Genomic DNA, 15,137 nt, shown 5'->3' with positions numbered 1-15,137 from the left:
TTTTAAACTACTATAAGTATATTTTCTGAAAGGACATTTGTCAATTAAATTTTGAGAAATTTTTGACCCATTTATACTTATAAATCATTATAATAACTACATTTATCAAATTCGATACTTTCAGATTTTCTTCATAAAACAAAGAAGGCTAATTCCTAAATTTTATAGGAATTAGTCTTCTTTATCTATATAATACTATAGTTGATATTGTTTTATATGAATTATTATTTGCAAACAGTACTTAACACTCTAACATTCCATCTGTGTAATTTATAAGAATTGTTGCATAATTTGAGCCACTTCAGGCAAATGGAATCGCTTTGCTCTATCTGATCTCGCTACAAGAACTAATTGACGGAAACATAGTTTTGATGCTAAAGGATAGAATTTAACTTTATCATCATCGCCCTTCCTATTTAATGTGCTTGGCAAGAATGTAATACCATAGTCATCCTCCACCAAGGATCTACAAGTATCCAGATTTTCAGAGCCAATAACTGCTTTAGGTACAAAGGATTCAGCCTGACACAAACGGTTCACCAACGTCCGTAACTTAAGACCTTCTCGGAGCAGAATAAACGGAAACGCGCCAAATGGTGCTATATCATGTATACCATCTAGTGTCATAAGCGAATCAGCAATGGCTATCGCCTTTTTATTCTCTACACTAATGGCCAATAAAATTTGTTCATCTAATACAGGATAACTTTCAAGATCTTGAGAGTAAATAGGCGTTGGAAATAGCCCTACGTCTACTAAACCATCACAAATTTGTTGTTCCAAAAAATGAGACTCCCCCTCTACCACATGGAATTCCCAAGACGGTTCAATTTGTTGAAAGCTCTTCAATGTTTTGCCCAACATATGATGACCATAGAATTGAGACAAGCCAATACGCACATGATAAGCCGCATCAGACCCTTGATTAATGATAGACTGCGTTAAAGCCTCTACCTTTCGAACTAAAGGCATCCCCTCTTTAGCAATTTGTAACGCTGCAGCTGTTGGTATAACCTTTGTACGATCTCGAGCAAATAACGGCACCCCTAATTCAGCCTCAATGCGACGAATACTTTGACTCAATGCAGGCTGAGAAATATATAGTTTTTTAGATGCCTTTGAAAATGATACCATCTCGACGATAGTACTTATATATTTAATATCCTTTATATCCATATAAACACCTTATAACAAAACATTATTGATTTATCATAAGTATATATTACCACAAAATAAAAAGCCCTCCACAAGGAGGGCCTTTTATTTGAGCAGTTAGACAGTCTCAATATTATATTGAGGATTTAATAAATTTTGAGACTACATTAGAGTTTTCAATACATCCAATACTTCTCGGGGCAATTCGTTTTTATGACCAATAAGTTTTTCTACATAGTCATAGCGGAACTCGAAAGCTTTGTGTAATTGGTGATGGTATTCACGCACTTGGAATGGTGGTTCAAAACCAGGAACCTCAACATAAGAGAGGTTTTCATATTTATAGAATGGTTTGAAGTCCAATGTACCTTCTACCAAACGTTCTAATAAATCAAGAGTTACCTCTTTAGGAATTTTGTCTTCCAAGAAGAAGCCTGTGTTCATAATGTAGCATTGTACACCACATTCAGAGAATAATTTTTTGTAGCTTTCATAGTCACGAACCAATGGATATGTACGGAATGGATTTGCATATGGTTCGATAACAAGTGCATTTGGATCAACGTGAGCATCCAGCTTTTCAGCAGTAGAGCGACGTGTAGCTAGTGTTGCACCCATTGTAGATGCCAAAACAGGGTCATCAATTTTAAGGATTGGTGGTAATGTTTTATCCTTCATAAGCCATACAATAGCATTAACTGGTTGATCTACGTAGTTTACACGATTATCTGTCCAGAATTGAGATTTAATAGCGCGACCATTGTTATTACGCACATCTTCAGCCAACACAACCTTACGGCCATCCTCATCCATAGTTACGCCTACGTTTTGTAGTGTTAACAAGAATTCATTAGCCGGATGTTCCACAGGGTAATCTTGCATTTTGTCGAAATATGTAGGTTCAAGAGCAATAGAACTCAAGTCATTAGTATTGATGATATACGCATCGTCATGCAAGATAGAAATATCATAACGACCATCATGCTTTTCATGAGTTAATGTGGATTTACCAGAACCGGACAAGCCAAATACACCGATTGTATAGCTTTTACCATTGTCAAGATTGTAACGTTTCATACCACCGTGGCATGCTACATAGTCGAAGCGGTTCGCCAAGGACCACGCCAATGTAAGGGTACCTTTTTTATGTTCACCGAAGTAGCGCATACCAAGAATCATAGCGCAGTTATGAGCTGGGTCAAAAATAGCAAGCCCACCTGGATGGCCTGGTACCACATAGTCAGGATCAGAATAGATATAAATGTCGCCTTCTGGAATTTCTACGCTATCATTGTAGAATTCTTTTACAGCTGCATCAAAGAACTTAAAGTTCATGATCCAAGAATACAAAATAGATGCGTGATCTTTTGGAATCATCAAATGAGCACGAGCAGTAAATTTTTTATCAAGACCTACGATAGTATCAGCAGAAATCCATTCTTTACCGCGGCTATCATAGACTGCATCACGTGCAATATTAGCGAGTTCCACTTCGTCAATGCCTTCATCGCCAATAATGCGACGAGCTTTTGCATAGCGACCTGTAGTTTTACCATCGTTTGTAACAAGTACCTTTGCATCAGCTGGCAAACCTTGCTCGCATGGCTTATATACAGGCATATCGAGGACGATAACGCCAGGTTCTTCAGTGGCAAATTGATACGCTTGTGCCACAGATGTAATAGGCGTTACATTGTTTCCATAAAATGCAGTTTCAATAGTACTGCGCATCTTAGAAAATAATGGGTTTGTTTTAATTTCACTTTGCTTCCAAACGCGTCTTGTCGACATAGTATCCAGATCCTCACCTTTAATATATACGTAATTTCTCTTGTAAAAGTAATTTAAGATAAGAAAATACTGCCTCGGCAAATACTTTCATTATATTTTATTGTACCCTTTTCAAACAAATTTGTATACATAAAATAGATGAATAATAGTAAATTATTGTATGTTTATTTCAAATTAGTGCAACACATTTATGATAACAAAAATTGATAACCAATCATTGCTTAATGCTACAACCAAAGCAAACAACATATGATTCAATGTTCATAGTCACTGCATAATACTAATAACAAAATAAAATGAGGCAAGGTCATGCGACCCCGCCTCTTTCATATGTATAAGTTTAATTATTTCTTATTTTTGTTAATAAATGCGTCGATTTTACCAATCAAATCATCTATATCAAAATCACCGCGCTCCGCAATCATCTTGATGGTTGCCACCTTAGCCATAACCTTTACCATCGGAGTTTTCAATTTCTCAAACTTAGGGTTCAAAGAAATTAAATAATCTACCACTTCAGGACTTTGTTTGATTAAGTTAGATAGCGTAGTCTTCGCATCGATATGGAATCGACCATCTGCATCAGCTGTTAATGGTTCTTCCTCTACCTCTTCTGCAGCCTCTTGAGCTAAAGATTTTTCTTTACTACTATCGCCTACAAAATCAGTTTTATCCCAAGTCAACAATGTACGGGACCCTTCAAGCTCACGGATATGCGTACAATCTTGCATCATTTCCAATACGCCTCGGAATTTACCATTTTCATCGCGCACAGCCGTATAGATAACATAGATGAACAAGCCTGGTTTATTGATCCAAAATTCTGCTTGGCTTTGTTCACCAGAGCGGAATTTCTCTACGATTTCTTCTACTACATGAACAGACTTCGCAGGATGACAGTTTTTCACCTCACGGCCAATAACGTTAGCACTGCGAGGGAAAATGCGATGTGGCGTATCACTGTAGAACTTAACAAGTTCATTTTCATCTACATAGGATAAATCTACTGGAAGATGACGGAATAACAAATTGATCTGCTCCAATGTTAATTTGCCAGTGGCTACATCTAGAACAGCATCCTTATTTACAGCTGCACCGCCTACAGGACCCACATATTTGGATAATAGTCCTGCTAAATCGTTTAGGAACTCGTTAGATACAGCACCGTTTTGACCGGAGTTATTGGCATTTAGTTGCGCTGCAGAATCATTGATGCCTGGCACTACATATAGACCTGGCGGATTAATGATAGCGTAACCAATTTCATGGTCATTTTTGCTCATGCGCACAAACTCTTCATCGCTTAACAATTTATACGATGTCGGCAATAGTACTTCCAACTCTTTAGAGTTCAAATCGCGTAACTTCTCTAACGTTTCTGGTACAGACGCTAAGAATTCTTCGTATTTATCCTCCCGTAGCAAAGCATAGGATGCAGAGATAGCATCGCGTACGCCGTCATCAAAGGTCCACATAATACGTGTTGGACGATCAAAACCATGATCCTCTAGCATTGGATACAGTTGATTTTGCTTACGAGACAAATGCGTTCTCCATTGCGCTAAAGAATCAAAGATACCAAGCCAAGGGTTCTTGATAAACTTCTCTTGCTTTAATAGTCCGTCTGCTTCAAAAGCGACCTTTTCAACAGCATTGATTTCTTCTAAGTACACCCACAATGGATGATTTTCAGGATACTCATTTTCTGCGCGAACTAATACGCCATCAAACAAGTTCAATAGGTCATCCATCTTATCTAGGATTTCTTCATCCTTATAAACACCTTTTAAACTTTGCTCAGCATAGGCAAACTCATCAGGCGTACAAGTGCCTAGTTTTTCTTTTAAAATACGATTGCCCTCTTCCAAGGACAATTTGCCGTCTAAATAATCTTCTTTAATGGACACAATAATTCTGTAACGTTCATTGTTAATGTCTAGCTTTTGTTTTAATGGATTCATATGTGTATACCTCCAAGGGCTAATTGATGATTATGTTTCTATTATATCATTTTGAAAGTAATTTTCAGTTGCTATGGATACACATTTAAATATATTTGAAAAATTCTACATATATAACTCCAAAATAAGCGATGATATTTAATATTTCTCCATTCAACTTTTAGCTCGACTTACCCGATATAATTGAGCCATAAAATACTTTCACCAGCACATAAAAAGGCACCCATACAATGAATGAGTGCCTTCTATTAATTTCTAAAATCAATATATTCAGTTTTAGAAGATGCTACTGGATTACCATTGGAATCTGTAGCAGGGGTAAAACGCCATGTAGAAATTTTTTCAACAAGGGCTTCATCAAGAGCACTAACGCCACTAGATTTTACGACCTCTATATCCCCTACAGAACCATCTTCATTAATGGTAAAACGCACATCTGCACTATGAATCGAATCGCCATAACCAGCAATATTAATTTGATCTACAGATGGTGTAGATATGGCTACAGGCAATTGGAATGGAGCCGCCAACACAGAGGCTACCATACTAGTTACAAACAATGCGCTTAACACAGTACAACGCAACACTTTATTCATCATTATCTCCTTATTTAGCTGTTACAGCATTCTTAGGTAGAGTAATTGTCATTCCAATAATAGATTCATGAGCCTTTTGGTCTACACCAATAGCAGGTGTAAATTTCCATTGTAAAATAGCTTTTTTTACTGCTTCATCAACTGGTGCATAACCAGAGGAACGTTCTACGAATACGTTTTTTACATTCCCTTTTTTATCAATCAAAAAGCGTACGCGCATATTAGGTGCTACGGTAGCTGTTTGAGGAACCTCAGGTAACTCAGGTTTTACAATTTCCACTTCGCGCGGAGATTCTAAGAACTTAGCTGCATCAGCTGTATAATTACCTAATACGCCAAAAGATGCAACAAGTAAAGCCGCCGCAGTGAATCGGAATAATTTATTCATAATAAGCCTCCTAAAATAATTATTTTGAGTCTATGAATAATATCATACTAAATAAAGATGAATATTTAAAGAACATTTTCTTATTGATAAAATTTCTCATTTATGATATATTGAATACAAGATAACTGTTCGGACTGACAACATATCAGGTAGATATGACAAAAACTACACAAAGGAGGTTTATCATGAGACGTAGAAAGCGTATTCAAATGAAGGTCATGATGGTACTTGGTATCGTTGCCCTCGTTGGGCCTAACCATCTACAAGCTCTCATCCACTAATGGATCATGACCCTAGCAGACGAACGTATAACTGCCAATAGCCGCTACGTTAGTAGCGGCTAGTTTTCTGTTTAAATCAGGGTAGTAAATCACCTTTTCAAAGCATTTTATCTGTTAATTATGTATTCTTAATTATTTATATTGGTTTTTCTACATTATCATTACATCATTTTTGTATTAACAAGATAACTAAAGTTTTTAAATTCACTAACTATAAAAAGGAGTTTTATTATGAAATTCAATCGAGTCGTATTAGTTGTCTTATCATTAGTACTTATGTTATTAGCCCTTGCAGGCTGTGGTAAAGACACCGCTCCAGATAGTCAGAAAAAATTAAACGTCGTTGCCACAACCACAATGTTAACGGATTTAGTAAAAGAAATTGGCGGCGACCATGTATCTGTACAAGGTCTTATGGGCCCAGGTGTAGACCCACACCTCTACCAAGCTAGCGCCGGCGATGTAACAACTATGTCTAAGGCAGATGTTGTGGTGTACAACGGCATCCACTTAGAAGGTAAAATGGGTTCTATTTTCGACAATTTAACAAAACAAAATAAAGCTACCATCCGCGTATCTGACGCTATTGATCCAGCCACTCTACTCGATTTTGACGAAGAAGATGGGGTAAAAACAAAAGATCCTCACATTTGGTTCGATGTAGCTAACTGGAAACTAGCTGCCAAAGCTGTATATGAAGGTCTTGCGAAAGCAGATCCAGCTCATAAAGAAGATTTCAAAAAAAGATATGATGCATATCTTACAAAATTAGATGAAACTGATGCGTATATCAAAGCACAAGCAGAATCCATTCCAAAAGAATCCCGCGTACTTGTAACAGCTCACGATGCATTCCAATATTTTGCTCGCGCTTATGGCTTTGAAGTAAAAGGTTTGCAAGGTGTAAGTACTGCTACAGAGGCAGGCACACAAGATGTAAATGAACTTGTGCAATACATCGTAGATCATAAAATTAAAGCTATCTTCGTAGAATCTTCCGTACCACACAAAACAATTGAAGCCGTTCAAGAAGCAGCTAAGGCTAAAGGCTGGAATGTTGCCATTGGTGGCGAATTATACTCTGACTCCCTCGGCTCTGAAGGCACTGAAGGCGGCACATATATCGGCATGGTAAAAGCCAATATCGATACAATTGTTAAAGCACTTAAATAAAGGAGGTCTCCATGGAATGGGCCGTTGAAGTTGAAGATATGACCGTAGCCTATACGACAAAACCCGTATTATGGGACGTAGATATGAAGGTACCCATCGGCTCTTTAGCGGCCATCGTCGGCCCTAATGGAGCCGGTAAATCTACATTATTAAAGGCCATGTTAGGCCTATTAACAGTTATCTCAGGTAGTGTTAAATTTTATATCGACCACCACTTAGCGATGGACAAAACAGATTACAAGAAAATTGCCTATGTTCCTCAAAGCGGCAGCGTAGACTGGGACTTTCCTACTACCGTATTAGACGTTGTACTGATGGGCCGCTATGGTCATCTAGGTTGGTTCAAACGACCAAGTAAAAAGGATAAGGAGCTCGCCCTCTCCATGATTGAAAAAATGGGCATGAGCGACTATGTAAATAGGCAAATCCGTCAGCTTTCAGGGGGCCAACAACAACGTGTATTCCTCGCGAGAGCCCTCGTACAAGAGGCAGATATTTACCTCATGGACGAGCCCTTCAAGGGCGTCGATAAGACGACGGAGCACGCTATTATCTCCCTTTTACAAGAAATGAAAGCGCGGGGCAAAACGGTCATCGTCGTTCACCACGATTTAAATACGGTGCCTCAGTATTTCGACTGGGTAACGATGGTCAATAAGCAAACTGTTGCTTACGGGCCTGTGGCAGAGACCTTTACAGACGAAGCCATCGAGCGCACCTACGGCAAGAGGAGGATTGTATGACTATACTCCAATCCTACACGACGCAGATGGTATTGCTCGGCACAGCGCTCTTAGGCCTTGCCAGTGGTATTGCAGGCACCTTTGCAGTACTGCGCAAGGAAAGCCTCATTGGTGATGGCCTCTCCCACGCGGCACTACCTGGTATAGTCATCGCGTTCTTGCTGACCGGCATAAAAGACATTGAAGTACTGATTATAGGTGCCGCCCTGTCCTCTATCACTGCGGCGTGGCTCATTACCATCACCGTAGAAAACAGCAAAATCAAATTCGATGGCGCTCTGGCTACTATACTATCTGCTTTCTTTGGTCTTGGTATGGTTCTACTCACCTACCTTCAAAGTCTAAACAATGCAGGTCAGGCGGGGCTTTCAAAATTTATATTTGGACAGGCCGCCACCATATTAGCCCGCGATGTGTACATTACATCGGCGGCAGCACTCATCATTATCGTTTTAACAGCTTTATTTTGGAAAGAACTAAAACTCATCTCTTTCGATGTAGAATACGCGAAAACATTGCAAATTCCCGTCACCTTTACACTCATTTTATATCGTTCACTATTGATCATGACCATCATCATCGGCATTCAATCAGTAGGTGCTATCTTAATCAGTTCTCTCCTCATTGCCCCAGCCGTAGGGGCCCGTCAGTGGACAAACAAGCTAAGTACCATGTGCACCTTAGCAGGATGTTTCGGCATGGTGTCTGCCATGGGCGGTACCCTTTGGAGCACAACAGTGCAAAAACTGCCTACAGGACCTGCGATCATCGTCATTCTGTCGGCTATCGTACTATTGAGCCTCATGTTTGCACCTAATAGAGGCATGTTGTGGCAATTCCGGAAAAGAGGTGCCCCATGACAGTACATACAGAGATTTTACTCATCGCCATTGCAGTATCCATCGCGTGCGCTATCCCTGGTGTATTCCTCGTGTTGCGCCGCATGTCTATGATGGCCGACGCCATTACGCACACAGTATTCCTGGGCATCGTGCTCGCTTTCTTTGTAACAGAAGACTTAAACTCACCTTTGCTTCTAGTAGGGGCAACCTTAGTCGGCGTAGGAACGGTATGGCTTACAGAGATGGTTCATAACACGGGCCTCGTCAACGAAGACGCGTCCATTGGTATCATCTTTCCGCTCCTCTTTTCCATTGCCATCATCCTCGTCAGTCTCTATAGCGGCAACGCACACCTTGACGTAGATACGGCACTTCTAGGGGAAATCGCGTTCGCTCCATTCGACAGATGGATTGTAAACGGCATCGACTTAGGTCCTATATCACTATGGATTTCCCTTGGGGTAGCGGTCATCAACCTCGTATTAGTTATGCTCTTCTACAAGGAATTGCAGCTCTCTACCTTCGATCCACTATTGGCAGGGCTTTTCGGCTTCATGCCCGCCCTCATCCACTACGTGCTCATGACCATGGTATCCCTTACCGTTGTGGCCTCCTTCCAAGCGGTAGGCGCCATCCTCGTTATTGGCCTCATGATTGGGCCTGCGGTTATCGCTTATTTATGGACGGACTCTGTGAAAGCCATGCTAACTAGCAGTATCATCATCGGCATTATCTGTGCCGTCATCGGTACGGAAGTCGCTTTCACCCTAGACGTATCCATTGCAGGCGCTATCGCAACGACGATTGGTGTCGCTTTATTAATTGCCGTGATTTGTACGCCAAAGACGGGCTATATCGCAACCTATCTTCGCCAACGCCACTTGCGTCGTCACTATCGAGAAACGATGATGCTCTGCCACATCTATACCCATATGAATACACCTGTGGCGGCCATCGAAAACGGTATCGGCACCATTCACGAACACTTGAACTGGAAGCCAGACTATACACACCAAGCCGCATTACACCTTAAGAAACAAGGCTTGTTGTATGTAACAAATGGATACTATATGCTGACCGATAAAGGCGTGGCACAAGTTAAAGAAATCATTTAATGAACCATATGGATTTTGGAATACATAAAGATAAGCAAATCCGTATAGTCTAATTAAATGAATTGTAGAAACTTAATATTTTTCCCAACAAAATAAGCTGAAATCAATGCACTGCAAAGATTTCAGCTTCTTTTTATGGGAACTATTATATTCAGTTTTATTGTAAAACCATAAATAGTTAATCCCTACTCATTTCTACGCACCTAAAATACAATCCGCATTTGATACCATTTGGCACCACCATGATCAGACTCAGACTCGCCTTCATTTAGAAAACCAAACTTGGCGTAATAGGGAATCTTTTCTTCCTTGCAGGTTAGAATTACACCCTTACGGTTTTCCTCTCTCGCAAGGTCGATAAATGCCTCAATTAACTGACCACCTACACCACGATTGCGGTATTCTGGCATCGTATTTAAACCAAATATCATCTGCCATGCGCCGTTAGGGTTATGCAAAGAAGCATCAGCGAACATCTCATCCGTTAAGATTTCATCATCCGTTACAAATCCATCGATAAAACCAATCGGTGTATCGCCGTCAAAGGCAATTAAAAACTGACCTGCATAATGGTCTAAGCGCTCCTTAAATGCCTCACGAGGTGCCGCTTCAGCAGGAGGAAAGCAAGTTGCTTCTATACGTGTCACTAAATCTAAATCAGCAGTTGTCGCTTTTCGTATTAATATATTCATATCTTTCTCCATCGTATCTACATATCTGTTTTAGTATATACTGTTTATAAAACAAAGGCTACACATTCCATGAGTGATGTGTAGCCTTATATTAATAATCTCACAAATTACGTTCCATATAGATTATCTAACAATTATTTTTCCGTATATTTAGGCACATTACGATATTGCATCGGCAAGGAATTCTCTTTCACCTTAAAGCCGTGCTTTTCGTAAAATGGTGCATTCTTGCTATCGCCAATCATAACATTGATGTACAAGTAAGACTTGTAAGCGTCTTTCACCATTTCTAGCAAATGACCTGCAATACCTCGGCCATGATAATCGGGATGAACTAGCACATAATTGATGAAGCATACCAGCTCGCTGTCATCCATGACGCGAATAAGACCAACTAAACGATCGCCATCCCATGCAGAAATCACACGAGATGAATTCATAAGAGCCTTATGTAATCGGTCAGGATACTTACCTACTACCCAACGGACAGATAGAAATAGATTTGCTACTTGCTGGGATGTAAAATTTCGCTCCTCAGTATATGTAATCTCCATAAAAGCTCCTCCAATGAATCCCAAGATAGCTCTATCAATCGAGTTCCTTGCTCATATAGATAACATCATCCATGGGGTTATGATAGTACGGTTCACACTCAACAAAACCATGCTTCTTATACAAATGAATCGCTGCTTTCAACGGTTCAATTGTATCTAGCACCATTTCTTTATATCCAGATGCCTTAGCATGGTCCATGATACTTTCAATGAGACGATCACTGAGCGCATGACCACGCCCTTCGGGACGTACATAGAGGCGTTTCATTTCACAACGGGTATTGCTATGCTGATAATACGCCACCATGCCGAGCACCACATCATTATCATCAATAGCAACCAATAATTCACCATTTGGTGCCGTATATTTTTCTGCTATATCTGCTAATTCCTTATCTAAATTCTGAAAGGACAAATCGCGACCAAGCCAATGAGTGTACTCTTGAATTAACTCTTTTACTTGATCTAAATACGGTTTGCCATCAACTATGTTAATCATATAAACTCCAATGGATACAATCCTCTACAATCATCTTTTCCCATGTGGTTTATGTTGAAAAATTTCTTTTACAACCCCTTCTCCAACAATAGCACTGCTCTCCATAATAAGAAACTCCGTACCTACTTGTAGTGCAGAATAATCTATATCTTCGTTTACTGGCAACGCATTGGCACGTATGGGTTTATTAAAGATGACATCCTCACCATCAATAAAGTTTACACCTAACAGCTGATCAGAGCCCTTTACAACAAGATGAGGGCAATACTTTCCATTATTCAGATTCGGTGGAGTTCTCCTCTTCTTAGTAAAGAAAGTAACTGTACAGCAAATAGTAAAATCTAAATCGCTCATTTCAGGCCTCATTCAACTACATATACCATATCACCTTTAAAGTATATGTTCATTATACAGTGTACGGGATTTCCTTCGGTCCATAACCAACCTTGCAGCACAGCTCGTCCCCAGTTATAGGTCTCTGTAATAACCTCGAATTCACTTTCACCATATTCCTGCTGATACTGAGGCAGCTCAATTCTTTTACCTGTGAAAGTATCTAATATTGTACTATTAAAGACGAGAATTTCTAAATCATCTATATCGCACGTCTCAAACACAACTTGAGCCTTATGAGTTTGTTCAACACCATTCTCATAAGAGAAAATGTACTCAAAAGTAAGAATCAAATTATCATCTTTATGTTCTATTTTTTGAACCCTTGCATCGTGGAGAGAATATTTGGGATACTCGCCAAAAGATTTTGTTGTTTTCATAGTTCCTCACTTTCACAATCTAAAAGCTGAAACATAATATTTATTAACCTAAAATCAGTATACCAATTTTTTCATATTACATAAAAGCCAATAGATTGTATAATCTATTGGCTTAATTATTACGTTAGGCACTAACAATTTCCTTTGTGTTCCACCAGATTATAGCAGCCCGAGAGGAAATCAAGCATTTATTACGGCAAAATCAAGTGATTGTTGTGCCAGAGGAAACCTCCTGATTTAATATATCTAAATATCTTAGCTAAAAATCTCGTTATATAATACTATCACTTCTCTTGCATATTTCGCAGCCCTAGGAATACGCAATCTTTTATAATAATCAGCTAATATTTCTTGATGATTCTTCAAAATATCAAATTCAATGATATACATAGCAACACTTGTTTTAGAATAGTTGCCTACTTCAATTGTAGTTGATACATCCTCTTCAGATATTTCCTCTCCTTTTGGGAATTCGCCATCAGGATATTCCTCAATAGCATCGTCGTTACATTGCCAAAACTTCTTAGTCCAAAGGATAATATCGCTTCCATAATCTTCTATCATTTGCTTGTAAAACTGAACCGTCTCTTTGTCTGAAAGCACCTTGCAATTAAAGCCTTCAAGTAAGAACTGCCTTTGTTTCAATCGATTTTTTAGCTCTTCTATTTCAACACTTTGTACGTCTTGATTAAAGTTGTCGCAACCTAGTTCTTTTATAATATCTAAATATATGTCACTATCTAAAAATTCTTTTATAGTTTCCATACCATTATTTCCTTAAAGATATCTACTAGTAACAAGAAAATAGTAAAAATAAATTAGAGCAACTACTACTTTTACAAAAGGCCTCTCACCATAACGATGAAAGGCCTTTATACATGTATTCTTTAAATACTATATTTTATAATTCTTATTCCCACTCAATTGTAGCAGGTGGTTTAGATGTAATATCGTACACAATACGGTTGATGTGTTGTACTTCGTTTACGATACGACGGGAGATTGTGTCCAATACGTCGTAAGGAATGCGCGCCCAGTCAGCAGTCATGAAGTCTGTTGTTGTTACGCCACGCAATGCCAATGTGTAATCGTATGTACGGAAGTCACCCATAACGCCTACAGTACGTGTAGATGTTAATACTGCAAAGTATTGGTTGATGCTACGATCTAGACCAGCTTTTGCAATTTCATCACGGAAGATGTAGTCCGCATCACGCAAGATATCGAGTTTTTCTTTAGTGATTTCGCCCATTACGCGAATTGCAAGACCAGGACCTGGGAATGGTTGACGCCATACGAGGTAGTCAGCCAAACCTAATTCAGAACCAAGTTCACGTACTTCGTCTTTGAAGAGATTGCGCAATGGTTCGATAAGGCCTTTGAAGTCTACAACTGCAGGCAAGCCGCCTACGTTGTGGTGAGATTTGATAACTTCTGCTTCACCAGTACCGGACTCAATAACGTCAGGGTAAATTGTACCTTGAGCCAAGAAGTCAACAGAGCCGATTTTACGGCCTTCATCTTCGAATACGCGGATGAATTCTTCACCGATAGCTTTACGTTTAGCTTCTGGATCTTCAAGACCAGCCAATTTATCTAAGAAACGTTTTTCTGCATCGACGCGGATGAAATGCATGCCGGAATCTTTGAAAGCAGCTTCGACTTCATCGCCTTCGTTTTTACGCATTAAACCATGATCAACGAAGATACAAGTCAATTGGTCGCCTACAGCTTTAGAAATAAGAGCTGCCGCAACGGAGCTGTCTACACCGCCGGACAATGCTAACAATACTTTGCCATCGCCTACAGTGTTACGGATTTCATCAATAGCAGTTTTTGCATAGTTTGCCATTGTCCATGTGCCTGTGAAGCCACATACTTCATACAAGAAGTTGTGAAGCATTTCTTTACCATGTTCAGTGTGCAATACTTCTGCATGATATTGCATAGCGTATAATTTGCGTTCTTTATTTTGCATAGATGCAACAGGGCAGTCTTTTGTATGTGCAATAATTTCGAACCCTTCAGGAACTTTTGCTACATAGTCAACGTGGGACATCCACACAACTTGGTCTTCGCCCAAGCCTTTGAACAATGGAGATGTAGTGTCCACTTTAGTAGGTGTTTTACCAAACTCACGGTTGTCCGCAGATTTAACTTCGCCACCCAATGTATGCGCCATAAATTGCATACCATAGCACATGCCAAGAACTGGAATACCAAGTTCAAAAATCTCTTTTTCGATTTTTGGAGAGTTTTCTTCATACACGCTGTTAGGGCCACCTGTGAAGATGATACCTTGCGGTTTTAATTCTTTAATTTTGTCCAGCGCTTTGTTGTATGGATATACTTCGCAGTATACGTGATTTTCACGAACACGGCGCGCGATCAATTGATTATATTGACCACCAAAGTCAACAACAATAACAAATTCCTTGTTTTCCATGCCTTCCTCCATATGCATCTATTTGTGAAAGTATATTCACTATTTTTTAATGCCCATACATTTCTGTACTGGGGGTGCGTTTTTTCGAAGCAAACGCTAATTTTCATTACATTCCATTATACCATACG

The 15,137-nt window shown here is 39.4% G+C and carries 16 protein-coding genes; 4 read left to right on the top strand and 12 right to left on the bottom strand.

Going from position 1 to position 15,137, the window contains the following annotated elements:
• Positions 1-270: 270 nt before the first annotated feature.
• The 5 genes from VCHSUH03_RS07630 to VCHSUH03_RS07610 form a co-directional block, all read right to left on the bottom strand.
• The gene (locus VCHSUH03_RS07630) at positions 271-1,176 is read right to left on the bottom strand and encodes a LysR family transcriptional regulator (protein ID WP_105094601.1); all 906 of its coding nucleotides are present in this window, start codon (positions 1,174-1,176) and stop codon (positions 271-273) included.
• A gap of 141 nt (positions 1,177-1,317) precedes the next feature.
• Complete coding sequence (locus tag VCHSUH03_RS07625; RefSeq protein WP_105094600.1) at positions 1,318-2,946, bottom strand: phosphoenolpyruvate carboxykinase (ATP); 1,629 nt, start codon at positions 2,944-2,946, stop codon at positions 1,318-1,320.
• A 344-nt stretch (positions 2,947-3,290) separates the two neighbouring features.
• Complete coding sequence (locus VCHSUH03_RS07620; RefSeq protein ID WP_105094599.1) at positions 3,291-4,907, bottom strand: PAS domain-containing protein; 1,617 nt, start codon at positions 4,905-4,907, stop codon at positions 3,291-3,293.
• Positions 4,908-5,155: 248 nt separating this feature from the next.
• Positions 5,156-5,503 carry an energy transducer TonB gene (locus tag VCHSUH03_RS07615; RefSeq protein WP_105094598.1) on the bottom strand — a complete coding sequence of 116 codons (348 nt, stop codon included), beginning with the start codon at positions 5,501-5,503 and terminating at the stop codon, positions 5,156-5,158.
• 10 nt (positions 5,504-5,513) lie between these two features.
• Complete coding sequence (locus tag VCHSUH03_RS07610; RefSeq protein ID WP_105094597.1) at positions 5,514-5,891, bottom strand: energy transducer TonB; 378 nt, start codon at positions 5,889-5,891, stop codon at positions 5,514-5,516.
• Between the two features lie 512 nt (positions 5,892-6,403).
• On the opposite strand from VCHSUH03_RS07610, the gene VCHSUH03_RS07605 reads away from it, so the two are divergent.
• The 4 genes from VCHSUH03_RS07605 to VCHSUH03_RS07590 are packed head-to-tail and all read left to right on the top strand — an operon-like array spanning position 6,404 to position 10,045.
• Positions 6,404-7,345, top strand: a complete 942-nt coding sequence (locus VCHSUH03_RS07605; RefSeq protein ID WP_105094596.1) for a metal ABC transporter solute-binding protein, Zn/Mn family — start codon at positions 6,404-6,406, stop codon at positions 7,343-7,345.
• An 11-nt stretch (positions 7,346-7,356) separates the two neighbouring features.
• The gene (locus VCHSUH03_RS07600; RefSeq protein WP_105094595.1) at positions 7,357-8,088 is read left to right on the top strand and encodes a metal ABC transporter ATP-binding protein; all 732 of its coding nucleotides are present in this window, start codon (positions 7,357-7,359) and stop codon (positions 8,086-8,088) included.
• Positions 8,085-8,948, top strand: coding sequence for a metal ABC transporter permease (locus tag VCHSUH03_RS07595; RefSeq protein ID WP_105094594.1), 864 nt, complete (start codon positions 8,085-8,087; stop codon positions 8,946-8,948). Before VCHSUH03_RS07600 ends, VCHSUH03_RS07595 begins: the two co-directional genes overlap by 4 nt.
• Positions 8,945-10,045, top strand: coding sequence for a metal ABC transporter permease (locus tag VCHSUH03_RS07590; protein ID WP_105094593.1), 1,101 nt, complete (start codon positions 8,945-8,947; stop codon positions 10,043-10,045). Before VCHSUH03_RS07595 ends, VCHSUH03_RS07590 begins: the two co-directional genes overlap by 4 nt.
• A 203-nt stretch (positions 10,046-10,248) precedes the next feature.
• Here VCHSUH03_RS07590 and VCHSUH03_RS07585 read toward each other — a convergent pair whose 3' ends face one another.
• The 7 genes from VCHSUH03_RS07585 to guaA all read right to left on the bottom strand — a co-directional run bounded on the left by VCHSUH03_RS07585 (position 10,249) and on the right by guaA (position 15,009).
• A complete protein-coding gene (locus VCHSUH03_RS07585) occupies positions 10,249-10,737 on the bottom strand; it encodes a GNAT family N-acetyltransferase (protein ID WP_105094592.1) in 489 nt (162 codons plus the stop codon).
• Between the two features lie 134 nt (positions 10,738-10,871).
• The gene (locus VCHSUH03_RS07580; protein ID WP_105094591.1) at positions 10,872-11,291 is read right to left on the bottom strand and encodes a GNAT family N-acetyltransferase; all 420 of its coding nucleotides are present in this window, start codon (positions 11,289-11,291) and stop codon (positions 10,872-10,874) included.
• Positions 11,292-11,325: 34 nt separating this feature from the next.
• Positions 11,326-11,790 (bottom strand): GNAT family N-acetyltransferase, encoded by a 465-nt coding sequence (locus VCHSUH03_RS07575; protein ID WP_206602793.1) that lies wholly within the window; start codon positions 11,788-11,790, stop codon positions 11,326-11,328.
• A gap of 30 nt (positions 11,791-11,820) precedes the next feature.
• Positions 11,821-12,144 (bottom strand): hypothetical protein, encoded by a 324-nt coding sequence (locus VCHSUH03_RS07570; RefSeq protein ID WP_105094590.1) that lies wholly within the window; start codon positions 12,142-12,144, stop codon positions 11,821-11,823.
• 8 nt (positions 12,145-12,152) lie between these two features.
• On the bottom strand, positions 12,153-12,563 hold the full coding sequence (locus tag VCHSUH03_RS07565) for a hypothetical protein (protein ID WP_105094589.1): 411 nt from the start codon (positions 12,561-12,563) through the stop codon (positions 12,153-12,155).
• 255 nt (positions 12,564-12,818) lie between these two features.
• A complete protein-coding gene (locus VCHSUH03_RS07560) occupies positions 12,819-13,328 on the bottom strand; it encodes a hypothetical protein (protein WP_105094588.1) in 510 nt (169 codons plus the stop codon).
• Between the two features lie 145 nt (positions 13,329-13,473).
• Complete coding sequence (gene guaA / locus VCHSUH03_RS07555) at positions 13,474-15,009, bottom strand: glutamine-hydrolyzing GMP synthase (protein WP_105094587.1); 1,536 nt, start codon at positions 15,007-15,009, stop codon at positions 13,474-13,476.
• Positions 15,010-15,137: the final 128 nt, after the last annotated feature.

The organism is Veillonella infantium (assembly GCF_002959895.1).
In the GTDB taxonomy this organism is placed as follows: Bacteria; Bacillota; Negativicutes; order Veillonellales; family Veillonellaceae; genus Veillonella; species Veillonella infantium.
This window is presented reverse-complemented; position numbering and strand designations above follow the sequence as displayed.